23 protein-coding genes are annotated in these 25,893 nt (G+C 74.5%); 9 read left to right on the forward strand and 14 right to left on the reverse strand.

Annotation, left to right across the window (positions count from 1 at the left end; genetic code table 11):
* Positions 1-21 precede the first annotated feature (21 nt).
* Both ACH4C6_RS10455 and ACH4C6_RS10460 read left to right on the forward strand, forming a co-directional pair.
* Entirely contained in the window at positions 22-1,065 is a 1,044-nt protein-coding gene (locus tag ACH4C6_RS10455) for a DMT family transporter (protein ID WP_398108153.1), read from the forward strand.
* The gene (locus ACH4C6_RS10460) at positions 1,043-3,295 is read left to right on the forward strand and encodes an MMPL family transporter (protein WP_398108154.1); all 2,253 of its coding nucleotides are present in this window, start codon (positions 1,043-1,045) and stop codon (positions 3,293-3,295) included. The genes ACH4C6_RS10455 and ACH4C6_RS10460 overlap by 23 nt, the downstream gene beginning before the upstream one ends.
* 3 nt (positions 3,296-3,298) lie before the next feature.
* On the opposite strand, the gene ACH4C6_RS10465 is transcribed toward ACH4C6_RS10460, so the two are convergent.
* From ACH4C6_RS10465 to ACH4C6_RS10475, 3 genes are all read right to left on the reverse strand, one after another.
* Complete coding sequence (locus tag ACH4C6_RS10465; protein WP_398108155.1) at positions 3,299-4,063, reverse strand: sulfite exporter TauE/SafE family protein; 765 nt, start codon at positions 4,061-4,063, stop codon at positions 3,299-3,301.
* Positions 4,064-4,239: 176 nt separating this feature from the next.
* Entirely contained in the window at positions 4,240-6,285 is a 2,046-nt protein-coding gene (locus tag ACH4C6_RS10470; protein ID WP_398108157.1) for a DUF1996 domain-containing protein, read from the reverse strand.
* A gap of 287 nt (positions 6,286-6,572) precedes the next feature.
* Positions 6,573-7,205 (reverse strand): GNAT family N-acetyltransferase, encoded by a 633-nt coding sequence (locus ACH4C6_RS10475; RefSeq protein ID WP_398108158.1) that lies wholly within the window; start codon positions 7,203-7,205, stop codon positions 6,573-6,575.
* Positions 7,206-7,339: 134 nt separating this feature from the next.
* Here ACH4C6_RS10475 and ACH4C6_RS10480 point away from each other — a divergent pair, with 134 nt between their 5' ends.
* Positions 7,340-8,641 (forward strand): YhjD/YihY/BrkB family envelope integrity protein, encoded by a 1,302-nt coding sequence (locus tag ACH4C6_RS10480; RefSeq protein ID WP_398108159.1) that lies wholly within the window; start codon positions 7,340-7,342, stop codon positions 8,639-8,641.
* Between the two features lie 6 nt (positions 8,642-8,647).
* Here ACH4C6_RS10480 and ACH4C6_RS10485 read toward each other — a convergent pair whose 3' ends face one another.
* The 3 genes from ACH4C6_RS10485 to ACH4C6_RS10495 all read right to left on the reverse strand — a co-directional run bounded on the left by ACH4C6_RS10485 (position 8,648) and on the right by ACH4C6_RS10495 (position 10,068).
* The gene (locus ACH4C6_RS10485) at positions 8,648-9,100 is read right to left on the reverse strand and encodes a flavodoxin family protein (RefSeq protein ID WP_398108160.1); all 453 of its coding nucleotides are present in this window, start codon (positions 9,098-9,100) and stop codon (positions 8,648-8,650) included.
* 96 nt (positions 9,101-9,196) lie between these two features.
* Positions 9,197-9,628, reverse strand: coding sequence for a DUF3618 domain-containing protein (locus ACH4C6_RS10490; RefSeq protein ID WP_398108161.1), 432 nt, complete (start codon positions 9,626-9,628; stop codon positions 9,197-9,199).
* Complete coding sequence (locus ACH4C6_RS10495) at positions 9,625-10,068, reverse strand: phage holin family protein (RefSeq protein ID WP_398108162.1); 444 nt, start codon at positions 10,066-10,068, stop codon at positions 9,625-9,627. Before ACH4C6_RS10495 ends, ACH4C6_RS10490 begins: the two co-directional genes overlap by 4 nt.
* Positions 10,069-10,222: 154 nt before the next feature.
* Between ACH4C6_RS10495 and ACH4C6_RS10500 the strand changes: the two genes are divergently transcribed.
* Positions 10,223-10,672: an SRPBCC family protein gene (locus tag ACH4C6_RS10500; RefSeq protein WP_398108163.1), complete on the forward strand. Its 450-nt coding sequence runs from the start codon at positions 10,223-10,225 to the stop codon at positions 10,670-10,672.
* Between the two features lie 68 nt (positions 10,673-10,740).
* On the opposite strand, the gene ACH4C6_RS10505 is transcribed toward ACH4C6_RS10500, so the two are convergent.
* From ACH4C6_RS10505 to ACH4C6_RS10515, 3 genes are all read right to left on the reverse strand, one after another.
* On the reverse strand, positions 10,741-15,078 hold the full coding sequence (locus ACH4C6_RS10505) for an HAD-IC family P-type ATPase (protein WP_398108164.1): 4,338 nt from the start codon (positions 15,076-15,078) through the stop codon (positions 10,741-10,743).
* Between the two features lie 18 nt (positions 15,079-15,096).
* On the reverse strand, positions 15,097-15,639 hold the full coding sequence (locus ACH4C6_RS10510) for a hypothetical protein (RefSeq protein ID WP_398108165.1): 543 nt from the start codon (positions 15,637-15,639) through the stop codon (positions 15,097-15,099).
* 106 nt (positions 15,640-15,745) lie between these two features.
* Positions 15,746-15,955, reverse strand: a complete 210-nt coding sequence (locus ACH4C6_RS10515; protein ID WP_398108166.1) for a hypothetical protein — start codon at positions 15,953-15,955, stop codon at positions 15,746-15,748.
* 660 nt (positions 15,956-16,615) lie between these two features.
* Here ACH4C6_RS10515 and ACH4C6_RS10520 point away from each other — a divergent pair.
* The 5 genes from ACH4C6_RS10520 to ACH4C6_RS10540 all read left to right on the forward strand — a co-directional run bounded on the left by ACH4C6_RS10520 (position 16,616) and on the right by ACH4C6_RS10540 (position 21,798).
* On the forward strand, positions 16,616-17,296 hold the full coding sequence (locus tag ACH4C6_RS10520) for a nucleotidyltransferase family protein (RefSeq protein ID WP_398108167.1): 681 nt from the start codon (positions 16,616-16,618) through the stop codon (positions 17,294-17,296).
* Between the two features lie 11 nt (positions 17,297-17,307).
* A complete protein-coding gene (locus ACH4C6_RS10525; RefSeq protein ID WP_398108168.1) occupies positions 17,308-17,595 on the forward strand; it encodes a BON domain-containing protein in 288 nt (95 codons plus the stop codon).
* On the forward strand, positions 17,592-18,356 hold the full coding sequence (locus tag ACH4C6_RS10530; RefSeq protein WP_398108169.1) for a metallophosphoesterase: 765 nt from the start codon (positions 17,592-17,594) through the stop codon (positions 18,354-18,356). The genes ACH4C6_RS10525 and ACH4C6_RS10530 overlap by 4 nt, the downstream gene beginning before the upstream one ends.
* A 220-nt stretch (positions 18,357-18,576) precedes the next feature.
* On the forward strand, positions 18,577-20,241 hold the full coding sequence (locus tag ACH4C6_RS10535; protein WP_398108170.1) for an alkaline phosphatase D family protein: 1,665 nt from the start codon (positions 18,577-18,579) through the stop codon (positions 20,239-20,241).
* 186 nt (positions 20,242-20,427) lie between these two features.
* Positions 20,428-21,798 carry an alpha-lytic protease prodomain-containing protein gene (locus tag ACH4C6_RS10540; protein WP_398108171.1) on the forward strand — a complete coding sequence of 457 codons (1,371 nt, stop codon included), beginning with the start codon at positions 20,428-20,430 and terminating at the stop codon, positions 21,796-21,798.
* A 58-nt stretch (positions 21,799-21,856) separates the two neighbouring features.
* On the opposite strand, the gene ACH4C6_RS10545 is transcribed toward ACH4C6_RS10540, so the two are convergent.
* The 5 genes from ACH4C6_RS10545 to ACH4C6_RS10565 are packed head-to-tail and all read right to left on the reverse strand — an operon-like array spanning position 21,857 to position 25,792.
* Positions 21,857-23,008, reverse strand: a complete 1,152-nt coding sequence (locus tag ACH4C6_RS10545) for a serine hydrolase domain-containing protein (RefSeq protein WP_398108172.1) — start codon at positions 23,006-23,008, stop codon at positions 21,857-21,859.
* Positions 23,005-23,922, reverse strand: coding sequence for a DUF6895 family protein (locus tag ACH4C6_RS10550; RefSeq protein WP_398108173.1), 918 nt, complete (start codon positions 23,920-23,922; stop codon positions 23,005-23,007). Before ACH4C6_RS10550 ends, ACH4C6_RS10545 begins: the two co-directional genes overlap by 4 nt.
* Positions 23,919-24,881 (reverse strand): DUF6895 family protein, encoded by a 963-nt coding sequence (locus ACH4C6_RS10555; RefSeq protein WP_398108174.1) that lies wholly within the window; start codon positions 24,879-24,881, stop codon positions 23,919-23,921. Before ACH4C6_RS10555 ends, ACH4C6_RS10550 begins: the two co-directional genes overlap by 4 nt.
* Positions 24,878-25,585, reverse strand: a complete 708-nt coding sequence (locus ACH4C6_RS10560; RefSeq protein ID WP_398108175.1) for a hypothetical protein — start codon at positions 25,583-25,585, stop codon at positions 24,878-24,880. Before ACH4C6_RS10560 ends, ACH4C6_RS10555 begins: the two co-directional genes overlap by 4 nt.
* 18 nt (positions 25,586-25,603) lie before the next feature.
* On the reverse strand, positions 25,604-25,792 hold the full coding sequence (locus tag ACH4C6_RS10565) for a hypothetical protein (RefSeq protein WP_333930290.1): 189 nt from the start codon (positions 25,790-25,792) through the stop codon (positions 25,604-25,606).
* Positions 25,793-25,893 lie beyond the last annotated feature (101 nt).

The following is a 25,893-nucleotide window of genomic DNA, read 5'->3' on the forward strand; positions in this document are numbered from 1 at the left end:
CGGCTGCCTAGCGTCGCCGGCATGAACGCCACCACCACGCGAGGCGCGCTCCTCGCCGCGCTCGCCTGCGTCCTCGTCGGAGGGTCCTTCACCGCCAACAGCCTCCTGGGCGACTACCCGTACGCGGGCGGCCAGTTCCTGCGCTACGCGCTGGCCTGCGTCCTGCTCCTGCCCCTGGCCGGGCGGGGCCGGGCCGGCCGGTGCGCGATGCTGACGCCCCGTCAGTGGGTGCGCCTGGCCCTGCTCGCCGCCGTCGGCATGGTCGGCTTCAACCTGGCGGTCCTGGCCGCCGAACGCACCGCGGAGCCGGCCGTGCCCGGCGTCTTCGTCGGCTGCGCGCCCGTGATCGTCGCCGTGCTGGTGCCGCTGCTGGACGGACGCGGGCCGCAACGGGGCGTGCTGGTCGGGGCGTCGCTGGTCGCCGCCGGCGCCTTCGCCGTCCAGGGCTGGGGACGGTCGGACGGAGCCGGCATCGCCTTCTCCGTGTGTGCCCTGGCCGGGGAGGTCGGGTTCGCCGTGCTCGCCGTGCCCCTGCTGCGGCCCCTCGGCCCGCGGTTGCTGTCCGCCGTGGTGTGCGGTGTGGCGGCGGTGCAGTCGGCGGTGCTCGGGCTGCTGCTCGACGGTGGCGCCTGGCTGCGGCGCCCGGACGGCACGGAGACCGCCGCCCTGCTGTGGCAGGCCGTCGTGGTGACCGTGGTGGGCTTCGTGTGCTGGTACATGGGCATGCAGCGGATCGGCGCCGAACGGGCCACCCTGTTCTCCGGGCTCATCCCCGTCGCCGCGGCCTGCACGGCCCCGCTCGCCGGCACCGGCACCTACGGCCCGGCCCAGGCGGCGGGCAGCGCCCTGGTGGGGTTCGGTGTCGCACTCGGCTCGGGGGCGCTGCGGCGGACGGCACGCCGCGCACGCCCGGCCGGCCGGCCGGGCCTTTCGGGGGAACCGCGGCGCCCGGTCCTGCGTGACCAGCGCGTCCGAAGCGGCGGATTGATCCCGCGCCTCTCTAATGGACGGCATTCACGTCCGGCCGACCGGGGAGACGACCATGCCGCACACGCGCACGGCTGACGACGACAAGGCCGCGCGCGGAGGCGTGCTGCGGCGCCTCGGCGAGTGGTGCGCACGCCACTTCGGGATCGTCATCGGGCTCTGGCTGGTGGCGCTGGTCGGCCTCCAGGTCGCCAACCACCTCGCCGGCGGTACGTACTCGGACAACTTCTCGCTGCCACAGGCGCAGTCCCAGAAGGGCCTGGACGTGCTGAAGCAGCACGACCCGCAGGCCGGCGGCTACAGCAGCCAGATCGTGCTGCACGACGACCAGGAGCCGCTGACCTCGCTGGGCTCCCAGATGTCCGGCACGATCACCGCCCTGGAGAAGCTCCCCCACGTCCTGTCGGCGCAGAATCCGCTCACCGCGCAGGGTTCGCCGTCCGGGCAGTCCCAGCAGAACGTGGGGCCGCTGTCCGACGACCGCAAGACCGCGTACATCACCGTCCGCTTCGACCAGCAGCCCTCGACCCTGGGCGACGGCTACCTCCACGGGGTCGACGACGCCGTCCAGCCCCTGCGGTCGGCCGGGGCCGAGGTCGAGTACGGCGGGCCGCTCGGCGAACTCGCCCGGCCCGACGCCGACGACCGGGTGAGCGAACTCATCGGCTTCGGCGTGGCGATCGTGGTGCTGCTGATCGGCTTCGGCAGCGTCATCGCCGCCGGCATCCCGCTGCTCACCGCCCTGATCAGCGTCGTGGGCGGGCTCGCCGTCCTCGGGCTGCTCGCCCTCGCCTTCACCTTCGCGACGGTCTCACCGACCCTCGCCACCATGATCGGGCTCGGCGTCGGCATCGACTACGCCCTGTTCCTGATCACGCGTCACCGGCAGAACCTCGTCGACGGCATGGACCCGGTGCGGGCCGCCGGGCAGGCCGCGAGCACCAGCGGGCACGCCGTGCTCGTCTCGGGCTGCACGGTGATCATCGCCCTCGCGGGCCTGTCGGCCTCCGGGGTCTCCTTCATCTCGCTGCTGGGCCTCGCGGCCGCCGTCACCGTCGTCTCCGCCGTGATCGGCGCGCTCACCCTCGTCCCGGCGCTGCTCGGTCTCCTCGGGCGGCACATCGACCGCTGGACGGTGCGCCGGCCGGTCGCCGAGTCCGACGCCGAGGGCGGCGGGACACCGCGAGGGACCTGGCACCGGTACGCGCAGCGGGTGGAGCGCAGGCCGCTGTGGTTCCTGACGGCCGGGGTCGCCGTCATCGTGGTGCTGGCCATCCCCGTGCTGTCCATCCAGCTCGGGCACATCGGTGACGGGGCCGACCCGAAGTCGTTCACCGACCGGCGGGCCTACGACCTGATGACCGACGCCTTCGGACCCGGTTCGAACGGCCCGCTCACCGTCGTCGTCGACCAGACGGACGTGCCGCAGTCCCAGCGCTCCGCCCTGGAGTCCAAGGCGCAGCAGACGCTCTCGTCGGTGCAGGGCGCGGCCGTCGTCACGCCGCTGACGGCGACCCAGGACGGGGACGTTTTGATCGGCACGGTCTACTCGCAGCGGTCCCCGCAGAGCAGCGCGACCACCGACCTCGCCAACCGGCTGGTCGACGACACGCTGCCCGCCGCGGTCCAGGGCACCGCGGCCGAGGGGTACGTCACCGGCACGACGGCCGCCCAGGTCGACTTCCGCGACATCGTCGCCTCCCGGCTGCCCGTGATCATCGCGGTCGTCGTCGCCCTGGCGTTCCTGATCATCCTGGCCGTGTTCCGGGGCCTGCTCGTCGCCGTCAAGGCGGCCGTGCTGAACGTCCTGTCCATCACGGCCTCCTACGGCGTGGTCGTCGCCGTCTTCCAGTGGGGCTGGGGCGGACCGGCCCTCGGGGTCAACGGCACGGTGCCGATCGAGAGCTACGTGCCGATGATGATGTTCGCGATCATCTTCGGCCTCAGCATGGACTACGAGATCTTCCTGCTGTCCCGGGTGCACGAGGCGTGGCTGCGCACCGGCGACGCCAAGGCGTCGGTGGCGCACGCCCTGGAGATCACGGCCCGTGTCATCACGTGTGCCGCACTGATCATGGTGAGCGTCTTCGCGGCGTTCATCGTCAGCGACAACATCGTGGTCAAGATGCTCGGACTCGGTCTGGCCGTCAGCGTCCTCATCGACGCGACGGTCGTGCGCCTGCTGATGGTCCCGGCCGTCATGACCCTGCTGGGCCGCCACGCCTGGTGGACCCCGCGCTGGCTGGACCGGGTCCTGCCGCACATCGACGCCGAGGGAGGCGGCACCCGGGCCCGTACGGCGCGGTGAGCGTCAGTGCAGCACCAGATGGGCCAGGGCCAGTGTGCCGACCGACACGATCAGGGTGCGCAGGACCGCCGGGCTGAAGCGGCGGCCCGTCCTGGCCCCGAGCAGGCCCCCGAGGGCCGAGCCACCGGCGATGAGGAGGACGGCCGTCCAGTCGAAGTCGGCGAAGAAGAGGAAGAGCAGGGCGGCGACGGTGCTGACGACGGCCGCCAGGACGTTCTTCACCGCGTTGAGGCGCTGGAGCGTGTCGTCGAGCAGGATGCCCATCAGCGCGACGTAGACGATGCCCTGCGCGGCGGAGAAGTAGCCGCCGTAGACGCTGGCGAGCGTCAGGCCGCAGAACAGCAGGGGTCCCCCGTCCCGGCGGGCGGGGCCTCCCGCCTCGCGACGGCGGCGGACCCGTTCGGCGATCCGGGGCTGGCAGGCGACCAGGACCAGGGCGAGCCCCACCAGGACGGGGACGATCCGCTCGAACGCCGACGCGGGCAGGGTCAGCAGCAGCACCGCTCCGGTGAGCCCGCCCAGCGCGGCGCCGACGGCGAGCAGCAGGGCACGGCGGCCCTGGCCGCGCAGTTCCTCGCGGTAGCCGAACACCGCGCTGAGCGAACCCGGGACCAGGCCCAGGCCGTTGGAGACCGTGGCGGTGACGGGCGGCAGGCCCACCGCGAGCAGGACCGGGAAGGTGATCAGCGTGCCGGACCCGACGACGGCGTTGACGGCGCCGGCGCCCGTCCCCGCGGCGAACACGGCCACCATCTCCCACGGGCTCACGCCGCCGCTCCGCCGCACGGGCCGATCCAGGTGAGGTTCATGGGGCCACGCTAGACGGCGGGCGGTTCGGCGGCCGTCGAAGGGTGCCGGCCCCGCCCGCCCCCGGCACGACGAACGGCGGTGGGATCCGTCCTGAGGAAGGACCCCACCGCCGTCTCGGTCCGCGAGGACGGACCCTAGGCCCGCCGCCCCCGTCGCAGGACGACGAAGCCCGCGACGACCAGGACGGCGCCGGCCGCGGCCGGCCACAGCTGGGCGCCGGTGTCGGCCAGGCCGCCTCCGCCGGCCGCCTGCGGCTCGGTCTGCGACGGAGCCGTCGGGGCCGCTGGGGCACTGGTGGCCGTGCCGACGGCCTGGCCGTCGCCGAGGCCGTCGCTGTCCTCGTCCTTGCCCGCGCCGCCGCCCTGCTCGCCGGCGTCGGTCGCCTTCACCTCGGGCTCGGCCTTGCCGGGGGCCGTCGTGGCGTCGTCGGGCTCCTGTCCGGGAGCCGGCTCGTCCGCCGGGGGCTCCGACGCGTCGCCGTCGCCACCGTCGTCACCACCCTTGCCGCCGTTGTCGCCCTTGCCGCCCTTGCCGTCGTCGCCCTGGTCGTCGCCGGGCTGGTCGGCCGGCTTGCCGTCGTCGTCGCCGCCCTGCGGAGCGTCCGGGGTTCTGGTCGGCTGCTCCTGCGGGGCCTCGGGCGTCCTGGTCGGCTCCTGGGGCTCCTTCGTCGGCTCCTTGGTGGGCTCCTTGGTAGGCTCCTTCGTCGGTTCCTTCGTCGGCTCCTCGCTCGGTGCCGGTTCCTGTCCGCCGCCCGCGCCGGCGCCGCACGTGCGGCCCTCGTTGATGCAGTCGACCATCTCCCCCATCAGCTTCTCGTCGAAGATGTTGATGAAGTCGCCGTGGTCGGTGACCGGCTTGTGCAGCTGCTCCGGGAAGGAGTCGACCGCGAAGAGCGGGGTCGTGCGGCCGCCGTCCTGGAGGCTGGGCGCGTCGACGTCGTAGACGATGCGCTGGACCAGCTGCGGGATCGCGCGGAAGCCGGACGGGCAGGCGCCCGCGGCGTCCGCGAACGCCACGTGGGTACGGTGGTTGGCGCTGTCGATGTTGCGGCCGTCCCAGCAGCTCTGGAACTTGAACGTGCGCACCACGTCACTGCCCTGCGGGCACAGCGGGTACTTGTCCTTCAGCTGCCGGTCCTCGAAGCCCGTGCAGCTCCAGGACGCGTTGGCGTTCGCGGGGCCGTTGACGAACGACTTGGCGTCGCCCGTGATGATGCGCAGCAGGCGCGGCATGGCCGTCACCTTCTCGCGCGGGTTGCCCACGAAGTTCAGCGTGACCTGCTTCGGCGTCACGATCTCGCCGGCGTTGCCCTCGATGCCGCCGCCCGGCTTCTGCGCGTCCTGCTCCTGGGCGCCGTTCTGCAGACGCAGCACGGGCCAGTAGTAGGAGGACTTGTCACCCTGGTTGTCGCAGCTGGTCCCCGCGGCGGCGAGGTCCTGGTCGCTGGCGAAGGCGTTGTTGGCCTGGTTGCCCACGTAGTCGTGGAAGTGGTGGGCGCCGTTGGTGACACCCGGCGCGGCGATGATGTTGTCCGAGTTGAACAGGCCGTTCTCGTTCACGCCGCAGCTGGTGGCGAAGGAGCCGCGGGAGGCGTTGCCCTCCGGGCGTGGCTCGTTCACGTTGGGCTGGACCTTCTTGATGTCGGCGAAGTCGGCCGCGACGGGGCCGTTGCCCGCCTGACCGCCGTTGGCGCCCTGCCCGTTGCCCTGCTCCTGGCCGCCCTGGTCCTGCTCCTGGCCGTCCTGCCGGTCGCCGTCGCCCTGTCCCTCGCCCTGGGCCGGGGCCTGGTTGCCGGACTCGCGCACGGTGCAGGCGGCCAGGTCCGCGAGGCCTTCGGGGCGGTCCCCGACACGGTCGATGGCGATGGCGATGCGCTCGAGCGTGGCGCCCCGCTTCTCCTTCAGCGGGTTCATGATCGCGTTGTCGGCGAACCCGGCGTCCTGCTGCACCTGCTGGGCCGATTCGCTCAACTGCTGGTAGGCCTTGGCGATCTGCTGGTCGAGCGCCGCCAGTTCCTTGTCGACCTCCTCACGGGCCTGCTCGGGCACCGAGGTCAGCTTGGTGCCGACGTCCGGGCAGTCGATCGTGGCGCCCCCGGTGATCCCCGCGGCGGACCGCGTACGGGCGGGGTCATCGCCCGAGAAGCCGTCCGTGGCGGAGGCGTAGACGTTCGCGGCCATCAGACCGCCTCCGCCCAGGATCAGTGCGAATGCGGCGAAGGTCGCGCGTCGTGGGCCGGTAGGGCGTCTTCGCGTGTTGCGTCCCAAGGGTGCTCTCCTGCGCTTGTGGCTGCCGGACATGAAAATCCCCTCGCCCCATACGTACGGGAGCGCGCGCGTGTTCAGCCGCCTCGGAGATTTTCGCCGAACTCTCAGAAAGCACCCGGCACTCGGGCCCCGGCCGGCACCGTGCCCGGGCGGCGGAAGCGCAGATGGGACGGGGCCGGGCGGGACGCGGTCCGTCTTCGTCAGAGCCGGTCGAGTTCCCCTGTGGTGCGGCCGAGGAAGGTGGCCGCGCCGGGGTCGGCCACGTCCAGTTCGTGGAAGCCCATCCGGTCGTAGAAGGCCCGGGCGGGGACGTTGGCGGTGGCCATGGCCAGGTGGACGGCCGGCGCACCCCTGTCGCGCAGGGCCGCGAGGAGGGTGCGCATCAGACGGCGGCCGTGACCGCGGCCCTGGTACGCGGGCAGCAGGTCGATGTGCAGGTGGGCGGGGTACGCCGCGAGTTCGGGCAGGACCATCCGCTCGGGACGGTGCAGCAGCCCCGCGATCACCTCGTCCGGGGTGCGCGGCGGCTGCGGGGGCGCCGGGTGGCGGTCCGCGACCAGGGGCAGCCACTCGGTGCGGAAGCGCTCGGCGAAGCGCGGGGTGTCGGCGGTGCCGAGGACGTATCCCACCGCCTGCCCCCGGCCGTCGTCCAGGACGAAGGCCAGGTCCGGCTCCAGATGGACGTAGGGGGCCGCGAACGCCGCCGTGAAGACGGCCGGGTCCGTGTAGTGCGGGCGGCTGTCCTGGCCGTTGTGGGCGGTGCGCACACAGATGTCGTCGAGGGCCGCCCGGTCCTCGGGGCGGTAGAGGCGGATGGCGGGGGACGTGGTCATGGCGGCATCGTGCCCGCTGTGGGAGCGCTCCCTCAACCCGGTTCCCGAGGGACGCGGCACGGAGGACGCCGCCCGTTCGGGTCTTGCGGCGCGGGGCGCGGCTTAAGGAGACGGGCCGGGGTTACCCGGGTCACATGGTGAAGCTGCATATACCGGGCCGGAAAGAGCGCCAGGACCGTCAGGACCCGCCGGCCGAGGACCCGCGCCCGGGGTCCGCTGCGGAGGGGAACCCGCCGTCCGCCCAGGAAGCGGAGCCGCGTGCGGAGGCCGGAGCGCGTGCGGAGGGTGGGCCGCGTCCCGAGGCCGGGCCGCGTGCGGGGGCCGGGTCCGAGCACCGGGACGCCCCCTCCGACGCCCGGGAGGACGCCCGTCCGGCCTTCGGGGCCGAGCGCGGTGACACCCCCGCGCAGGAGCCCGGCGCCGGGCGCCGGGACTCCGCCGAGGCGCGGGACGAGCCCGGTCCCGGGCCCGAGGTGGAGCGCGCCGCGCCCGACACGCTCAGCGAGCTGCCCCGCAAGTCGTGGGTGGCGGTGCTCAAGGGCAGCCTGCGCGAGTTCAAGGACGACGAGCTGACCGACCGCGCGGCGGCGCTGACGTACTACGGCGTGCTGGCGCTGTTCCCGGCGCTGCTGGTGCTGGTGTCGGCGTTGGGGCTGACGGGCAAGTCGACCACCGACAAGGTGATGGACAACGTCCAGCAGCTCGCCCCCGGCTCGGTGCGCGACATCATCACCCGGGCCGTCGAGCAGTTGCAGGGCAACGCCGGCGTCGGCTCCGTGATGGCGATCGTCGGTCTGGTCTTGGCCGTGTGGTCGGCGTCCGGGTACGTGGCCGCGTTCATCCGTTCCGCCAACGCCGTCTACGACATGCCCGAGGGCCGGCCGGTGTGGAAGCTGCTGCCGGTGCGGGTGGGCGTGACGGTGGTGCTGATGGTGATGGCCGTGTTCAGCGCGCTGATCGTGGTGTTCACGGGCGGGGTGGCGCGGCAGGCCGGGACGGCACTGGGCATCGGCGACACCGCCTTGACGGTGTGGTCCATCGCGAAGTGGCCGGTGCTCGTGCTGCTGGTCACGGCGATGATCGCGCTGCTGTACTGGGCGACCCCGAACGCCAAGGTCAAGGGGTTCCGCTGGATCACTCCGGGCAGCCTCATCGCCCTGTTCATCTGGCTGGTCGCGTCCGCCGGGTTCGCCGTCTACGTGGCCAACTTCGCCTCGTACAACAAGACCTACGGCACGATGGCCGGTGTCATCGTGTTCCTGGTGTGGCTGTGGATCACCAACCTGGCGATCCTCCTGGGTCTGGAGTTCGACGCGGAGACGGTGCGGCAGCGGGCCATCGCGGGCGGGCATCCGCCGGAGGCCGAGCCGTACACGCAGCCGCGCGACACGCGGGCCTGGGACGAGCAGGACCGGCGGCGGCTGGACGAGAGCTGAGCGGGCTCAGCCCATGAGCCCGGCGGCCACCGTCGCGCCCAGTTCCCAGCACCTCTCCGTGTCCGCCCGGTCCGGTACGCCGGTCACGGTCACGGCCTCGGCGGCACGGCGCCAGCCGAGGCCGGTGGTGATCGACTCGATGCCGCGGACGGCTCCCGTGACGTCGTCGCCGCCGTGCACCCAGTAGCCGAACGGCCGGCCGCGGGTGGCGTCCAGACACGGGTAGTACACCTGGTCGAAGAAGTGCTTGAGAGCGCCGGACATGTATCCCAGGTTCGCGGGCGTGCCCAGCAGCACGCCGTCGGCGGCGAGGACGTCCGAGGCGGTGGCGGACAGCGCGGGCACGCGCACCACCCGGACGTTCTCGATTTCGGGGTCCGTCGCCCCGGAGACGACGGCCTCGAACAGCGCCTGGCAGTTGGGGGACGGCGTGTGATGGACGATCAGCAGTGTGGCCACGGCAGGTGACCCTGCCGCGCGGGACCCCGCCACCGCAAGCGGTGACGGGGTCCCGTGTCGTGCGCGCCCGGGCGGGAAGGCCCGCAGGGGCGCCGGTCAGCCGTGGCTGCGGCGGCGGAGCAGCAGGCAGGCGACGAGCACGGCGCCGGCGCCGGCCAGCAGGGCGGCCTTGCGGTCGCGCAGCTGCTGCGGAGCCTTGTCCTGCCAGACCTGCTCGGCCTGGGCGGCCTTCTCCTTGGCGCCCTGGGCGGCCGCGGCGCCCTTCTGCTTCACCGGCTCGGGCAGCTTCTCCTCCACCGTGTGGGCGACCTGCTGGGCCTTGGCCATCGCCTGCCCGCGCCATTCCTGCGCCTTGGTCCCGGCCCGCTCCTTGACCGCCACGGCCTTCTCGCGGGCACGGGTCTTCACGTCGGTCCGGTCCGCCAAGGCCTGGACGGTGTCCCCCAGTTCGTGCCGGGTGCGCTCCACCTGCTCGCGCAGCTCCTCCGGGCTCTTGGCGGTGGGCTCGTCGTGCGGAGGCTGGGTCATCGCTGTGCACTCTCCTTGATCTCGGCCACATCGGCCTTGACGCTGTCGATGGTCTGCTGCGGGGTGGCCGGGGTGGCCTTCTGCACCTGCTTGCGTCCGGCCAGGGCCGTCAGGCCCGTGGCGACGGCCAGGACGGCGGTGACGATGAGCGCGGCCGCCCACACCGGCAGCGGTACCGCCAGGGCGGCGATCACCGTGGCGACCAGGGCCTGCAAGGTGACGAATCCGAGCACGCCGGCTCCGCCGAAGAGGCCGCCGCCCTTGCCGAAGCGCTTGCCCTTCTCGGTCATCTCCGCCTGGGCCAGGCGCATCTCTCCGCGCACCAGTTCCGTCAGCTGCTGCGTGGCGCGCTGCACCAGCTCGCCGACGGGCTCGTCGGCGGCCGTGGGGGCGCTCCCCGCGCGGGGAGCGGCAGCGGCCCTGTGGTCCGTGTCCGCCATGGCTTTCACCTCCCGGTCTGTGGTGTGCACCCCGGGTACCCCGCCTGAGGCGGAACGGACACCTCGACGACAAAGTCGCCATGTGCATGAGTGACCGGCGCGTTTTCCGGTACCCGGCGGTGGCAGCTCCGTACGAGAGAGGGAGGTTTTCGCCTTGTCGCAGGTAGAGGAATCCATCGAGGTCCGCGTTCCGGTGCGCACCGCGTACAACCAGTGGACCCAGTTCGAGTCGTTCCCCCAGTTCATGGACGGGGTGGAGCGCATCGAGCAGCGCAGCGACACGCTCACGCGCTGGGTGACCAAGATCGGCGGGCAGGAGCGGGTGTTCGACGCGGAGATCACGGAGCAGGTCCCGGACGAGCGCGTCGCCTGGACCACCGTCGACGGTGAGGCCAAGCAGGCCGGTGTGGTGACCTTCCACCGGATCCAGGACGACACGACGAAGGTCATGCTGCAGATGGACTTCGACCCCAGCGGCCTGGCCGAGACGGTCGGGGACAAGCTCGGCTTCGTGAAGCGGCAGGTCTCCGGTGACCTGCGCCGCTTCAAGGAGTTCATGGAGTCCCGCGGCGCGGAGACCGGCGCCTGGCGCGGCGAGGTCTGAACCGGGCCGCCCGGCACGCGGAAGCGGCCGCCGCCCCTGCCGAGAGGGGCGGCGGCCGCTTCGCGTGCTCACTCGGGCACCGGGGCCGCGACGCCGCTGCGCATCACCTGCCGTGCCTGGCGCACCAGTTCGCCGAGCCACAGGGCGAGGTGCGCGGTGACGCCGTAGAGGGCGTGCACGGCGGGGAGGCGTTCCAGGCGGGGGGCCAGGGCGGACAGGGCGATCGCGGCGGCGACGCCCGCCCACGCGACGGGGCCGAGCGGCGTGCAGCCGAAGAAGTGGCTGACGCCGGGGGTCTGGACGAGGGCGGCCAGCACGGCGGCGGACCCGAGGGCGGTGGCCCACACCAGCGGGCTGTGCCGCCGCCCCGACAGGGTCTGCACCAGCTGCGCGCCGACCACCCCGCACAGGGCCATCGTGGTGGATCGGCGTTCCGTGCCCGGGGTGAGACGGCCGATCAGGTACGCCGTGACCGCGCCGAGGCAGGTGGTGATGCCGCGGCGGCGGATGGAGCGCAGCAGCGGCGCGCCGAGGACGTCGAGACCCATGGGCCCGGCCGCGGCGTGCTCGGCGGTCGAGGGGTCGTCGCTCGGGGTGACCGCCACGGCCATGGCCGGGAACATGTCGGTGAGCAGGTTCACCAGCAGCAGCTGACGGGTCGACAGGGGGGAGGCGCCGGCCAGCAGGGTGCCGAGGACGCTGAAGCCGACCTCGCCCGCGTTGCCGCCGATGAGGATGCTGACCGCGTCGGCGACGCTGCGCCACAGGGCCCGGCCCTCGGCGACCGCGTCGACCAGGACGGACAGGTCCCCGGTGGTCAGGACGAGGTCGGCCGCGTTGCGGGCGGCGGCGGAGCCGCGGGACTCGACGCCGACCCCGACGTCGGCGGCGCGGATGGCCGCGGCGTCGTTGGCGCCGTCGCCGGCCATGGCCACGACCCGGCCGGCCTGTTGCAGGGCCTCGACGACGTGCAGCTTCTGCTCGGGGGCGACCCGGGCGACGACACCGGCTCCGTGCAGGGCCCGTACGCGCTCGCGGCGTTCCATGGCCACCAGTTCGTCGCCGGTGACGACCTCGGTCTCCTCCGGCCAGCCCAGTTGCAGGGCGATGGCGCGGGCGGTCTCCGGGTGGTCGCCGGTGAGCATGACGGGCAGGATGCCGGAGCGGCGCAGCTCCGCCAGCAGGGCGTGCGAGGTGTCGCGGGGCACGTCGGCCAGCGCGACGAAGCCGCTGAACTCCAGGTCGGCCAGGGGCGCTTCGAGTTCGGCCTGGGCGTCGCCGGCCCGGCAGGGGCGCCGGGCGACCGCGAGCAGGCGCAGGCCCTGCCCGGCCAGGTCGTGGGCGGTGTCGGTGGCGTGGGCGGGCAGGTCGCGGCAGGCGGGCAGGATCGTCTCGGGGGCGCCCTTGACGACCAGGAGTTCGCCGAAGTCGGGGTCGCCGCCCCGGCCGACCGCCGCCGCGTAGCCCCGGCGGGTCTCGAAGGGCAGTTCGCCGGCCGGGGCCCAGCCGGGGTCGGGCGGGGCGACGTCCAGGACGGCCTCGTCGGTGGCGTGGGCGATGCGGCGGCCCTGCCCGGTGTCCTCCTGCGGGCAGGCGCGGGCGGCCAGGCGTACGACGGGGTCGGCCTGTTCGCTGCCGGTGTCCAGGACGGTGCCGTCGGCGGTGGCCACCTTGACCAGGCGCAGTCTGTTCTCGGTGAGGGTGCCGGTCTTGTCGAAGCAGACGGTGTCGACCCGCCCGAGCGCCTCCAGCGTGCGCGGGGTGCGGACCAGGACGCCGCGCCGGGACAGCCGCCGGGCGGCGGCCATCTGGGCGACCGTCGCCACGAGCGGGAGCCCTTCCGGCACGGCCGCGACGGCGACGGCCACTCCCCCGCTGACGGCGCGCCGGACGGGGCTGCCGCGCAGCAGGGACAGGCCGGTCACGGCGGCGCCGCCGGTGAAGGTCACGGGCAGGGCCTTGCGGGTCAGTTCCTGCAGCCGTGCCTGCACTCCGGCGGGCGGCGGGGTCCGGGCGGCGAGGGTGACGGCCCGTCCGGCCTCAGTGCGTTCGCCGGTGTCGACGACGAGGGCGGTGGCGTGTCCGGCCACGACGGTCGTTCCCTCGAACACCATGCAGGTGCGCTGGGCCACCGGCAGGCCGGGGGTGGACGCCACGGACTTGGTCACCGGCAGCGACTCGCCGGTGAGGGCGGACTCGTCGACCTCCAGGCCGTCGACGTCCAGCAGGCGCGCGTCGGCCGGGACGACGTCGCCCGCGCCGAGGCTGATCTCGTCGCCGGGCCGCAGCCGGGTGGCGTCGACCGTGACGGTGCGGCGGCGGCCCTCGTGCCTGCGGGCCTTGGGCTGCTGGCGGGCCGCGAGCCGGGCGAGGGCCTGTTCGGCGCGCAGCCGCTGGAGTCCGCCCGTGACGGCGTTGAGGTCCATGGCGCCGACGACGAGCAGCGCGTCGACCACCGAGCCGAGCAGCGCGGAGGCGACGGCGCCGGTGGCCAGGACGGGGGTGAGCGGGTCGTCGAGCTCGCGGCGGACCGCCCCGGCGGCCTGCCATGTCCAACGGGCCGGGGCGAGGGCGGGGTGGCGGCCCACGCGTGCGGCCTGCCGCCGGGAGCGGTCGGTGAGCAGGGCGAGGCCCTGGGGTTCGTCGTCCTGGCGGGTGCGGCCGATCCGGTCGCGGGCCTCGTCGGGCTCCAGGGCGTGCCAGGGGATGTGCAGCCGTGGTGGCGGCGGGGTGGCCCTCGCGACCCGGGTCGCCTCCAGCCAGCCGGTCACCAGGGCGTTGGCGGCGGCGATGTTGACGGGGGCGTGCCGGGTGAGGGGCCACAGGAACCGCCCGCCGGGGGGCCGTCCGCCGCGGGCCACCAGGAGACCGGACAGGGCGGCCCCGGCGCGGGCCAGGGTCTGCGAGCGGCGCCCGACGCGACGGGCCGCGGGGATGGCGGAGAGCAGTCGCCAGACGTCGGCGAGGCCGCCGGGCGCGAGGGCGTCGGCGCCCCAGGGGACGGCGGCACGGCCGTCGGTGAGGGCGACGGCCACGTCGGCGGCCGGCAGCCCGGTCGCGAGGTCCCCGCCGCCGGAGCCGTCGAGGCGGGCGACGGCGACCACGACGTGCCCGGCGCCCTGGAGGGCCCGGACGACGTCGCCGAAGGGCCTGGCGCCCGGGGCGACCTCGTCGGCGAGCCGGGTGATGTCCTTCAGGTCGGATCCGCCGGCGATGACCACGTGCAGTCCGGCGCGGCGGGCGGCGTCCAGGACGGCCTCGGCGAAGGGGTGCACGGGATCGTCGGGGAAGCCGTCGGCGTCGTCGCCGGTCTGCGTGCGGCGGCTGCGCAGGGCGCCGGCGTGCAGGACCAGGGCGTCGGCGATCTCCAGTTGCCGCATCCGCTCCCCGCTGCGGATGAGGATCCCGGCGCGGGCGAGGTGGGTGCCGAGGAGGGAGTTGAAGGCGACCGGGCCGTAGCGGGCGGCCTTGGGCGATCCGGCGAGGACGGCTTCGGCCGCCTCGCCCGTGTCGTGGGTGACGAGGAGCGTGGCGGCGGCGCCGACGAGACTGCCGGTGCTGGCGTGGGAGGCGTACTCCTGGGCCGGTGTCACCTTCAGCGGCGGGCGGCTGTCCGGCGGGGCCGGCAGGCTGGTGCGGCGGTCGTGGCAGATGTCGTCGTGCAGGGCCTCGAAGGCGGCGGCGCGGGCCACGGCCTCGGTGAGCTGGCCGGTGCGCAGCACGCCGTCGAGGACGAGGGCCAGGGGCGTCTGGCCGGCGCCGTGGGCGGCGGCGTTGGCGGCGGCCAGGACCAGTTCCATGCCGGAGGTGCCGAAGCGCCGGCGCAGCACGGCCCTGAAGCGCGGGTTCTCGCGGAGCAGCGTGACGGTGGCGGTGACCATGCGGGAGGTCGGTGGCAGGCGCAGGGAGCGGCCGGCCAGGGCCCCGGCCGCTCCGGCGGCGTCCATGAGGATCGCGGCGGCCGTCACCCGCACCTCGCGGGGGTCGCCCGGGTGGGTGGTCTCCCGGGCGACCGGGTCGGCGCCCTCGCTCAGGCCGAGGCGCGCGGCCAGGGCGGTGGCGTGCTCGGTGACGCGGTCGGTGGCGGCGTCCTCGGCGACGGTGATCACCAGACGGGCCAGTCCCTCGTCCCAGTAGGCCGCGAGCACCTCGGGGTGGTCGAGGAGTTCGGCCGCCGCCCGGCGGGCGAGCGCGGCGGTCTCCCCTTCCGGGTGCCGCAGGGCGAGGTGGACGCGCTGTCCCGCCGTCCAGTGCCGTCCGCCGCCGAGGGCGTTGCGGGCGACGTTGCGGACGCGGCGCGTGGTGCCGTAGGCGGAGGCGGCCGTCCGGGCGGTGCCGCGGGCGGCGCCGACGGCGGCGCCGGCCAGGGCCCCGACGAGCGGGGCGGCGTCGAAGCGAGTGAGCATCTGCTGGCGTCTTTCGGGTCAGCCGGTGGAGCGGCCGGTGTCGGGGCCCTGCCGGTGGTCGCGTTCCTCGCTGTGGGCGGCGGCTTCGTGCACCTGCTTCAGGGCGGAGGCGGTGGCGGTGTCGCCGACCTTGGCGGGCTGCTCGTGCACGTGCTGTTCGGACCGCTCGCGCCGGTAGTGGGCGGGGGCGAGCCTGTCGCCGGGGCCGTGGGCGGAGGTGCCGGACTCATCCGGTGCGGAGGGTTCCCCGGCGGTGGTGCCGGTCGTGGCGGCGCCGTCGGGGGCGGCGCCGTCGGGCCGCGGTCCGGGCCGGGGCTGGGTCAGCCAGGCGACGGCCGCGCCGGTCAGGGCGACCGGCCACTCCACGACGCCGGCGACGCCGAGCACCCCGGCGCCCGCGTAGACGGCCATCCGGCGGCCTCGGGGCGACACGGCGCCGATCCTGTCCAGGGTCTGCGTCGCGACCCTGCCGACCTGTCCCGCGCCGGGCAGGTGCTTCAGGCCGGAGGCGACGGCTCGCAGGGGCTGCGGGAGAGCGGCCGCTGGTGCTTGGTGGTTCATGTCGACCTCCACGGAAGCGTGCCCGGTGTCTTCAGCCGTTTCACGACCTTTGCCCCCATACTCCGCTGTCGGGGGTCGGTGCGCTTGTCTTGTTCGGCCGGGGGCCTCAGGTCACGGTCTGGCCGTCATGGATGCCGCCCTCGCAGCGCTTGGTGTATCCGTCATCGCCCTGCCCCACGGCGGAGATGATGATCATGCCGCCGCCGGCGATGCACTGGCTCGGGGTGACGTCCGCGGGGAGGACGGCGGCGTGGGCGGGCAGGGCGAACGCGGACAGGGCCAGGGCGGCGATCACGGCGTGGGGCAACGTGCGCATGGGTGCTCCTTGTTCGGCTGGACGGACCGGGCGCTCCGGGCCGCTACCAGCCTGGCCAGGAGCGACGCGGGCCGCCACCGGAGCGCAGGCCGCGGGCCCGGGCACGGCGGCCGCCGGGGGTGCCTCCCGGCGCGGGGCACCGCGACACACGGAGGGACGCCGCAGCCGCCGCGGGTGTGCCGCGCCCCGGGTGCGGGAGCAGACCACCGCGACCGCTCCGGGCGAAGCGCCGAGCCCGCCGCACCGGAGGGCCGGAGGGACCGGCGACCGGAGCGACGCGGGCCGCCACCGGAGCGCACGCCGCGGCCCCGGGCCCGACAGCCGCCGGGGGTGCCTCCCGGCGCGGGGCACCGCGACGCGCGGAGGGACGCCGCAGCCGCCGGGGGTGCCTCCCGGCGCGGGGCACCGCGACGCGCGGAGGGACGCCGCAGCCGCCGCGGGTGCGCCGCGCCCCGGGTGCGGGAGCAGACCACCGCGACCGCTCCGGGCGAAGCGCCGAGCCCGCCGGACCTGAGGGCCGGAGGGCCGGGGGGGGGCGCCGGCGGCCGGAAGCCTTCCGTGTCGGGCCGGGCGCGCCGGGTACTTGATGCAGACACACGCAGGCGGTCTCGGTCCGGCGCCGCACGGGAGCGGTGTCCGGTTCGGCGCGAAGGAGTGGTCATGACGCACAACGGGGATGACGCGACGCTCGTCCGGGGGCCGGAGGCCCCGGATCTCCGGACGGCACCGGGTGGGTCCGACTCCCCGCCGCCGCCACCCGACCTGGCCGCGGACGAACCGCCCCACGAGCTCCCCGTGGACCGCAACCAGGCGATCCTGGAGGCGGCCAAGCAGGTCGGCGCCCTGCTCAAGCGCAAGGGGCACCTGTTCGCGCTGGCCGGCAGCGTCGCCGCGTACGCCCATGGCGGGGAGAAGAACCTGCAGCACGACGTCGACTTCGCGATCCGTCCGCAGGACGCGGACGCCGTCGCCGCCACCCTGCGCGAGGCCGGCCTGAACGTGTACACCCCGCCGGAGGACTGGCTGATCAAGGCCACCTGTTTCGGCCAGCCGGTCGACGTCATCTTCGAGCTGGCGCACCGCCCGGTCGGCGCCGACATGCTGGAGCGGGCCGAGGAGCTGTCGGTCGACTCGGTGCGCATGCCGGTGCTGGCGCCGACCGATCTGCTGTGGAGCCTGCTCGCCGCGTTCTCCGAGCACCACTGCGACTTCGGCGCGGTCCTGCCCATCGCGCGGGCACTGCGCGAGAAGGTCGACTGGGAGCGGGTGCGCGGCACGTGCGGCGACGAACCCATGCCCGCGGCCTTCTTCTTCCTCCTGGAGCGCCTGAACGTCATCTGAAGGAGCACCCCATGAGCACCCACGGTTCCCAGGACACCGGCGGCAGCGCACCGCCCGACAACCTGGACTACCGCATCGCCCACCTCCAGGACCGGCTCGCCTCGGGCGACCTCGGTGAACTGGGCGTCCGGGTCGAGGCCCGCGGCCAGACGGTGCTGCTCACCGGCACCGTGCCCTCGGCGCCCTGCCGCGACGAGATCCTGCGCACCGTCCACGAGGAGCTGGCCGGCCTCCCGGTCCACAGCGACCTCGTGGTCACCGAGGCGTCCTCCCCCGACCACGCGGAGGAGCTCTCATGATCCGCATCGCAGCCGTCGGGGACATCCACATGGGGCCCGACAGCCAGGGCGTCCTGCGCCCGGCGTTCGAGACCCTGCCCGAGTGCGCCGACCTCCTGCTGCTCGCCGGGGACCTCACCCGGCACGGCACGCCCGAGGAGATGCGGGTGGTGGCGCGGGAGATCGAGGGTCTCGGCGTCCCCGTGGCCGCCGTCCTGGGCAACCACGACCACCACGACGACCGCCCGGAGGAGTGCGCGCAGATCCTGCGGGACGCCGGGGCCCACGTCCTGGAAGGACAGGGGACAGTGGTGGAGAGCGGCGGGGCGCGCATCGGCGTGGCCGGCACCAAGGGGTTCGGCGGCGGCTTCGTCGGCCGCTGCGCCGGGGAGTTCGGCGAGCCGGTGATGAAGGAGTTCGTGCGGTACTCGCGCCGCAGCGCGGACGGCCTGCGGACCGCGCTGGAGCAGTTGGGCGAGGAGGGCTGCGACGTGCGGATCGCCCTGACCCACTACTCCCCCGTCGCCGACACGCTGGCGGGCGAGCCGCTGGAGATCTACCCGTTCCTGGGCAGTTACCTGCTGGCCGAGGCGATCGACACCGCGGGCGCGGACCTCGCCGTGCACGGGCACGCGCACGCCGGCACCGAGCACGGCATGACCACCGGCGGTGTCCGGGTGCGCAACGTCGCCCAGCCGGTCATCGGGCGGGCCTTCCACGTCTACCACCTGCCGGTCAAGGAGCGCGCCGCGACGGGCGCCGCCGCCCGACACACCCACTGACCCCGCGTCACCCGAACCGCCGCCGGCGCCCGCCGGCGGCGGTTCGCGTCGTGCCCGCCGCCCGGCCCACCCGCGTACCGCCTGTGGTGTGAACGCCCCGCACGTCGTGCCCGTTTCAGGCATTTTGTCTGCTTAGCATGCGAGCTCCGCGCTCCGCACGCCGGCGATGTCCCCACGCGTTCGCCCGGGGCGCCCCTGCCCCGTACGAGAGGACCCCAGGATGGCGCTGACGGGCCGTCAAGGAACACCGTCCGAGCATGCCTTCTCCCCGCACGACGCCGTACTGCGCTCGGCGGCGCCGCACCTCGCCCGCCGCCGCTTCCTGACCGTCACCGCGGCGGCCGCGATGCTCGCCTTCTCCACCAACCGGCCGGCCCGCGGCGCCACCGCCGCGCGGGAACGCGACGCGGCCCGCATCACCGCCGACCCGTTCACCCTCGGCGTGGCCTCCGGTGACCCGCTGCCCGACTCGGTGCTGCTGTGGACCCGGCTGGCGCCCGAGCCCTTCGCCGAGGACGGGGGCCTCGGCCAGGAGCGGGTCGTCGTCTACTGGGAGGTGGCGATCGACGAGTGGTTCGCCCTCGTCGAGCAGCAGGGAGCCGCCACGGCCCACCCGGAGTACGCCCACAGCGTGCACGTCGACGTCAAGGGCCTGTCGCCGGACAGCACCTACTACTACCGGTTCCGCGTGGGCGCCTGGATCAGCCCCGTCGGCCGCACCCGCACGGCGCCGGCCCCGGGCGGCGACGCCGACACCCTGCGGCTGGCCGCGGTCGCCTGCCAGGCCTACCAGGACGGCTACTACACCGCCCACCGGCACCTGGCGCAGGAGGACGTCGACGTGGTGTTCCACCTCGGCGACTACCTCTACGAGTACGGCGTCAACTCCGCGGGCGGGGCCCGCCGGTACACCGACCGCAAGCTGCCGGACGTCTTCAACCACGAGGCGACCACGCTCGCGGACTACCGGCTGCGCTACGCGCTGTACAAGAACGACCCGGACCTCCAGGCCGCGCACGCCCAGCACCCGTTCGTGGTGACCTGGGACGACCACGAGACCGAGAACAACTACGCCGGTCCCTACGACGAGAAGGGCAGCCCCCAGGACCAGTTCCTGGTGCGCCGTGCCGCCGCCTACCGGGCGTACTGGGAGAACCAGCCCCTGCGCGCCGACCAGCTGCCGCAGGGGCCCGACGCCCGGCTGTACCGCAGGCTCACCTGGGGGTCCCTCGCCCAGTTCGACATCCTCGACACCCGCCAGTACCGCTCCGACCAGGCCTACGACGACCGGCCGCACGCGCCGGGCCCCGAGTCGGACGACCCGGCGCGCACGCTGACGGGCGACGCGCAGGAACGCTGGCTGCTGGACGGCTGGCGGAACTCCGACGCCCTGTGGAACGTGATGCCGCAGCAGGTCTGCTTCTCACAGCGCAAGTTCGACCTGACAGCGCCCGCCCGGGTCTCCATGGACGCCTGGGACGGCTACCGCGCCTCCCGCGAGCGCGTCATGGCGGGCGCGAAGGCCGCGGGCATCGACAACTGGATGGTCCTCACCGGGGACGTCCACGTCGGCTACGCCTTCGACATCAAGGAGGACTTCGACGACCCGGCGTCCCGGACGGTCGGCACGGAGTTCACCTGCACCTCCATCGCCAGCGGCGGCGACGGCACCGAGAAGCCCGCCGACTGGGACACGTACATGACGGCCAACCCGCACATGAAGTACTACGACGGCCGCCGCGGCTACGTCCGGGTGGAGCTGGGCCGGGACGAGGCGCAGGTCGACTTCCGGATCGTCCCGGCGATCACGACGCCCGGCGCGTCGATCGCGACGACGGCGTCCTTCGTCACCGAGGTGGGCTCGCCCGGACTGAAGCCCGCCTGACGCGCTCCCGTACTGCACATGGCGCCCTTCCCGGCACCAAAGCGCGAACCGGGGCGGCCTCGGGCATCAGGCCGCCCCCGTCCGGCAAGGCCTCAGCGAACGGCTTCGCCGCGACCGGACCCCGCGCGGCGAGACCCCTGCGGCGCAGACCCGCGGCGCACACCGTGACCGAAGGAGACACCTCGCATGGCCCACAGACATGCCGTGACCGGCCGCCGGGCGGCCCTGGCCGCACTCGGCGCGCTCGTCGCCACCGGCATCCCCGCCGCGGCGGCCGAGCCGACGCCCGCCCCCGGCCCCCTGCCCTCGGCCGCCCGGACCCTGGGCGCCGACCGGCCGGCGGCCGGGCTGCTGCGCGCCATGGAGCGCGACCTCGGGCTGACCCCGGAAGAGGCGTCCCGGCGGCTGGTGAACGAGGCGGAGGCCGGCACCCGCGCCGGACTGCTGCGCAACGCGCTGGGCGAGCGGTTCGCCGGGGCGTGGCTGCGCGGCGCCACCTCGCAGGAGCTGGTGGTGGCCACCACGGACGCCGCGGACGTGTCCGCGATCGAGGCGCAGGGCGCCGAGGCCGCGGTCGTGAAGCAGCCGCTGCGCGACCTGCGCGCCGCGAAGGAGAGGCTCGACGCTGCGGCGGCCCGGGTGGGCACCGCGCACACGCCCCTGTGGTACGTCGACGTGCCGGCCAACCGTGTGGTGGTGCAGGCCACGAGCAGGAGCGCCGCCGCCGCGTTCCTGGAGGCCGCGGGTCTGGACGCCGGGAACGTGGGCGTGAAGGTCGCGGCGCACCGGCCCCGGCTGCTGGAGGACATCACCGGCGGCGACGCCTACTACATCGACGGCACCGCCCGGTGCTCGGTCGGTTTCTCCGTCACCAAGGGCGAGCAGCAGGGCTTCGCCTCGGCGGGCCACTGCGGCAAGGCGGGTGCGAAGACCACCGGGCACAACCAGGCGGAGCAGGGCACGTTCCAGGCCTCCACCTTCCCCGGCAAGGACATGTCCTGGGTGGCCGTCAACGACCAGTGGACGGTCACGCCGAACGTCAAGGGCGAGGGCGGCCAGGACCTGCAGATCACCGGCTCGGTGCAGGCCCTGGTGGGGGCGGCGGTCTGCCGTTCGGGCTCCACCACCGGCTGGCACTGCGGGAAGGTCGAGCAGCACGACACGAGCGTCAGCTACGCCGAGGGCAGGGTCGACGGGCTGACCCAGACGACCGTGTGCGCCGAACCCGGCGACTCCGGCGGTCCGTACGTCTCGGGTGCGCAGGCGCAGGGCGTCACCTCCGGCGGCTCCGGTGACTGCACCTCCGGTGGCACGACCTTCTACCAGCCGGTCAACGCCCTGCTCGAGGCGTTCGGCCTCACCCTGACCACCGCCGAGGCCGAGGAGGAGGAACCGGCACCGCAGGACGCCGCCGCGCAGACCTGGGCCGCGGGGCGGGTGTACGAGGCCGGGGCGACGGTGACCCACGCGGGCGTGCGCTACCAGTGCCTGCAGACCCACCAGGCGCAGGGCCCCTGGTCGCCGGTGGGCACTCCGGCGCTGTGGCAGCGGGTGTGACACAGGGTGGGGGCTGCCCGGCGCCGGTGCGGTGGTCACCGGCGCCGGGCGGGTTCCGTCACGCCTCGGCGAGCAGCTCGTACGCCCGGGCCACGAACGGGTCGTGGGCCCGGAAGCGCCGTGTGCAGACGGCGGCCAGTGCCGTGCCGGTGTCGGGACGGAAGCCCAGGAACGCCTGCTGGCCCAGGGTGGCGCCGCTGTGGAAGTACATCGGTCCCCCGTCGGTGGGGTGACGGAACCAGGCGATGGTGTGCACGTGCCGGTGTGTCAGTCCGCGGCGCAGCACCGGGCGGCGCACCGCACGCAGCGCGGCCGCGAGGGTCGGTGCGGTTCCTTGCACTCCTGCGGGGTCGAGGTGGGCCTCGAGGAACGTGAGCAGGTCTCCCGGGGTGGCCCGCAGCGCGCCGGCCGCCTGGAACCCGCCCGCGTCGAAGGCGGGGACGGGGGTCCGGCCGTCCTTGTCGTGCCCCGGGGCGTCGCGGTCCGGCCCGTCCGCGTGCAGGGCGGTGCCGGTCAGGCCGAGCGGACGCAGGACCTGCTCGGCGAGCAGGTCCTCCCAGGGGGTGCCGGTGGCGGCCGCCAGGGCGTGCCCGAGCACGGCGACGCCGTAGTTGGAGTAGCACCACCGGGTGCCGGGGCGGTGGCGAGGCCGGTGGCGCAAAAACGCCCGGACGACCAGCTCGGCCGGGAAGCGGGCGTAGGGGTTGGTGTGCCAGGCGGGCAGCGCGCGCCGCAGGAAGCCGGGCGGCAGGGCGGGCAGCCCGGAGGTGTGCGTGATCAGGTGGGCGAGCGTGACCGGGCGGTCGCCGGGGGGACGTGCGGGGTCCAGGAGCGCCGCGGCCGGTTCGCCCCCGGTCACCGTGCCGCTGTGGATGAGCCGGGCCAGGAGCAGCCCGGTGAAGGTCTTGCCGGCCGAGCCGATCTCGTAGCGCAGTGCCTCGCGGGGCAGGGACCGCCGGCCGGCCGTGCCGCCGCTCATGACCGTGCGCCGGCCGTGGCGGGAGACGGCGAGGACGACGTCGGGGGCGTCGGCCGCGTCGACGGCCTCGGCGAGCCGCCGGGCGAGGGGCTCCGCCGCAGGTCCGCCCGGGTCCGGCACGTCGTCCACGAGGGCGGGCTGCGAGGGCCGCGTCTCCTCGTCGTCGCCGGGCTCGCCCGGCCAGAACCCGGGGGGCGAGCCGGGTGCGAGCAGGGGTGCGGGCCCCGTCATGAGGCGTGGGAGAGCGCGGACAGGGACCGGGACGTGGCCAGGAACGAGGCGAACGCGGCCACCAGCGTGGGGTGGTAGACGATGTCGAACACCTCGTCCGGCTCGCCCTCGGGCATCGTGCGGATGGCGGGCATCGCCCCGTCGGGCTGCTGGGCGGCCGCGAACGCCTCCCAGGCCGGGGGGTCCAGAGTGGGCCGTGGCAGACAGGCGTCGACCACCAGCAGCTCGCCGAGCAGGTCCCAGCGCCGCAGGTCCAGCCAGTCGTCGATCCACACCGGCAGCCAGGTGGCGAGGTAGTCGGCGATGGCGGGCGGCAGGCCGTCCGGGTTCTCGCCCCAGTCGGTGAGGTGGAACACGGTGTGCGTGACGTCGTAGGCGGTGTGGCCCTCCACCGTCCAGGGCTCGGGGGTGCGGGCCAGCCAGGTGGCGTCCACCAGGTCCGCCTCCGGCGGGCGGGGCGCCAGGCCGAAGCGGCGCTGGAAGGCGGACAGGCCCAGGCGGCGGGTGGGGGTGGTCTCGAAGGCCACCCAGCTCTCCAGCCGGTGGTTCAGCTCGGTGGCCCGCTCGATCTCGGGCTGGCTGTAGCCGAGTTCCTTGAACGGCAGGTACACCTCGAAGGGGATCGGCGAGGCGGGCTCGGTGCGCTGCCCGCGCACCAGCATCCGGCCGCCGTCGAGGGTGTCGCGCCAGGTGTGGTCGAGGAGTTGCCGGGCCAGCTGCGCCTGGCGCGAGCCGGCGACGCCCTCGCGGAAGAGGACGCGGCAGATGAGGGCGAGTTCACCGATGGGCTTGAACCGTTCGAGGAAGCCCGTCTCGGGGTCGACGTCGGTCTCCAGCCGGAAGCCGTCGCGGTGCGCCCACAGCCATTCCAGGGCGCGGACCCCGACGTTGTGGATCAGACGGGTGTCGGTCATCCCAGCACTCCTTGTGCGCCGGGCCGGTCGTGCGGACCGGCCGGGGCCGCGTCGTCCAGCCGCCCGGTGGTCAGGGCCGCCGCGAAGACGGTCATGAGGGTCGAGTGGTAGTGGACGGTGAAGTCCGGTTCGCCGTCGCCGTACCCGGCCTCGCGCAGCGCGCCCGAGGGGTGCTGCGCGGCCGCGATCCGCTCCCAGGCGTCCAGCAGCAGGGCGGGCGCGGGCAGTTCGGGCAGGCTCGCCGCCACGGCCAGCAGTTCGCAGCCGAGGTCCCACATCTGGGCGTCCAGGCAGGTGTCGAGCCAGGGCGGCAGCCAGTCGGCCAGGTACGCGGCCAGGTCGGGGGGCAGACCCGCGGGTCCGAGCCGTCCCCAGTCGGTGAGGTGGAAGACCACGTGCGTCAGGGCGTACCCGGAGTCGCGCTCGAAGGTCCACGGCTCCGGCAGTCCGCCCAGCCAGGTGGTGCGCAGGGCCTGCGGCATGCCGTCCGAGCGGCGGACGCCGGTGCGTTCCTCGGCGTTGAGGACGCCGAGCCGGCGGGTGGCGGGCTGTTCGGTGAGCTGCCAGCCGCGGGTGCGGGCCACGAGGGCGGCGGCCGCCTCGTAGCCGGGGTGGCGCAGTCCGGTGGAGGCGAAGGCGGCGTACACCTCCAGCGGGTAGGTGGCGAAGGGCTCCAGGTGCTGCAGGCGCACCAGGAGTTCGCCGTGGCCGGTCTCCTGCCAGGCGTACTCCAGGAGGTCGGCCGCGCGGGCGTGCAGCGGGTCGGAGGGCGGGGTGTTGCGGGACACCGCGGCGCACATCAGGGCGAGTTCGCCGAGCGGTTTCCAGCTGCGGTTGACCTCGCCGTCGGCGGCGAGCGCGTCCTCGCCGAGCGCGAAGCCGTCCCGGCGGTGGCAGATCCAGGCCAGCGCGGCCTCGGCCGGCCGGCGGACCACCGCCGGGTCGAGCGGCGCCGTCACGCGGGGGCTCCGGCGCGGGTGAGCCGTGCGGCCTGCACCTGGAGGGCCACGAGCGGGTCCTCACCGCCCATCAGCTCCGTGAAGTCGAGGCCGGTGTCGAGTCCGAGCGTGTCGGGGACGCCGTCGAGCAGGGTGAGCCAGCGTTCGGCGCCGGCCGCCTGCCGCCAGTCCCGGCGCCGTACGGCGCGGACGAAGCCGCGTGCCACGTCGAGCGGGCGGCGCCGGGCCACGCGGGCGACGGCGCAGTCCTCGCCGGGCAGGGCGAGGGGGGCCAGGACGGCGAGTTGGTGGGTGAGGGACTGCCAGCTCGCGTCGGCGAGGGCGTCCGCGTCGGGTTCCGTTCCCGCACCGTGGGGGGTGGCGTCGACGAAGGAGGGGTCGAGCCGGCTCATCGTGCGCCGCATCGCCCAGTGACTCCACACGACGGTCGGTGCGGCGTCCGCGCGGGGCGGGTAGGCCTCCACCGCCTTGCGGAACACGGCCAGTTCGTCGGGCAGGGGCGGAGTGTGCAGGAGGACGCTCGGCAGCAGCGCGTCGGATCCCAGCACGCGCACGGCCGCGACGGCCAGTCCCTCGGCTTCCCCGCCGGCCGCCGCGGGGGCGGCCGACGGGGTGTGGTCCCCGCTCCGAAGAGCGGAGACCACACCGGAAGCGAGGTCCCGCACCGCGCCCTGCAACAGGGTCGAGGTGCCAGACTGTTCCATGGACTACTCCTGTCTCCGTCAGCCCTTCTTCGGGCGCGGGGTGGGCGGCGACAGCAGGAGCTTCGTCGCGCCCGACTGCAGCGCGAGCGCTGCGCACTGACGGCTGTCGCGGTAGACGCCGTCGAGTTCTGCCGGGTCGAGTGCCGCCTCGATGTCGACGCTCGGGACACCGGTCAGTTCCTTGGTGACCTTTTCGGTGGAAGGCATAGCACCATCTCCTTGAGCGGAAGCGAGTACCTTCATCTTCCGGATCTCCGGAATCGGGCAAAGCATGCCAAATTTCTCAGAATTCACTTCAGTAACATCTT

Origin of the sequence: Streptomyces sp. NPDC017943, from assembly GCF_044328425.1 — a bacterium.
Lineage (GTDB): Bacteria > Actinomycetota > Actinomycetes > Streptomycetales > Streptomycetaceae > Streptomyces > Streptomyces djakartensis_A.

Excerpts from the sequence above, each read along its gene's own strand:
- ACH4C6_RS10455 (WP_398108153.1), top strand. The coding sequence starts at position 22 with ATGAACGCCACCACCACGCGAGGCGCGCTCCTCGCCGCGCTCGCCTGC.
- ACH4C6_RS10460 (WP_398108154.1), top strand. The coding sequence starts at position 1,043 with ATGCCGCACACGCGCACGGCTGACGACGACAAGGCCGCGCGCGGAGGC.
- ACH4C6_RS10470 (WP_398108157.1), bottom strand. The coding sequence starts at position 6,285 with ATGGCCGCGAACGTCTACGCCTCCGCCACGGACGGCTTCTCGGGCGAT.
- ACH4C6_RS10475 (WP_398108158.1), bottom strand. The coding sequence starts at position 7,205 with ATGACCACGTCCCCCGCCATCCGCCTCTACCGCCCCGAGGACCGGGCG.
- ACH4C6_RS10480 (WP_398108159.1), top strand. The coding sequence starts at position 7,340 with ATGGTGAAGCTGCATATACCGGGCCGGAAAGAGCGCCAGGACCGTCAG.
- ACH4C6_RS10490 (WP_398108161.1), bottom strand. The coding sequence starts at position 9,628 with ATGACCCAGCCTCCGCACGACGAGCCCACCGCCAAGAGCCCGGAGGAG.
- ACH4C6_RS10495 (WP_398108162.1), bottom strand. The coding sequence starts at position 10,068 with ATGGCGGACACGGACCACAGGGCCGCTGCCGCTCCCCGCGCGGGGAGC.
- ACH4C6_RS10505 (WP_398108164.1), bottom strand. The coding sequence starts at position 15,078 with ATGCTCACTCGCTTCGACGCCGCCCCGCTCGTCGGGGCCCTGGCCGGC.
- ACH4C6_RS10510 (WP_398108165.1), bottom strand. The coding sequence starts at position 15,639 with ATGAACCACCAAGCACCAGCGGCCGCTCTCCCGCAGCCCCTGCGAGCC.
- ACH4C6_RS10515 (WP_398108166.1), bottom strand. The coding sequence starts at position 15,955 with ATGCGCACGTTGCCCCACGCCGTGATCGCCGCCCTGGCCCTGTCCGCG.
- ACH4C6_RS10520 (WP_398108167.1), top strand. The coding sequence starts at position 16,616 with ATGACGCACAACGGGGATGACGCGACGCTCGTCCGGGGGCCGGAGGCC.
- ACH4C6_RS10525 (WP_398108168.1), top strand. The coding sequence starts at position 17,308 with ATGAGCACCCACGGTTCCCAGGACACCGGCGGCAGCGCACCGCCCGAC.
- ACH4C6_RS10530 (WP_398108169.1), top strand. The coding sequence starts at position 17,592 with ATGATCCGCATCGCAGCCGTCGGGGACATCCACATGGGGCCCGACAGC.
- ACH4C6_RS10535 (WP_398108170.1), top strand. The coding sequence starts at position 18,577 with ATGGCGCTGACGGGCCGTCAAGGAACACCGTCCGAGCATGCCTTCTCC.
- ACH4C6_RS10540 (WP_398108171.1), top strand. The coding sequence starts at position 20,428 with ATGGCCCACAGACATGCCGTGACCGGCCGCCGGGCGGCCCTGGCCGCA.
- ACH4C6_RS10545 (WP_398108172.1), bottom strand. The coding sequence starts at position 23,008 with ATGACGGGGCCCGCACCCCTGCTCGCACCCGGCTCGCCCCCCGGGTTC.
- ACH4C6_RS10550 (WP_398108173.1), bottom strand. The coding sequence starts at position 23,922 with ATGACCGACACCCGTCTGATCCACAACGTCGGGGTCCGCGCCCTGGAA.
- ACH4C6_RS10560 (WP_398108175.1), bottom strand. The coding sequence starts at position 25,585 with ATGGAACAGTCTGGCACCTCGACCCTGTTGCAGGGCGCGGTGCGGGAC.
- ACH4C6_RS10565 (WP_333930290.1), bottom strand. The coding sequence starts at position 25,792 with ATGCCTTCCACCGAAAAGGTCACCAAGGAACTGACCGGTGTCCCGAGC.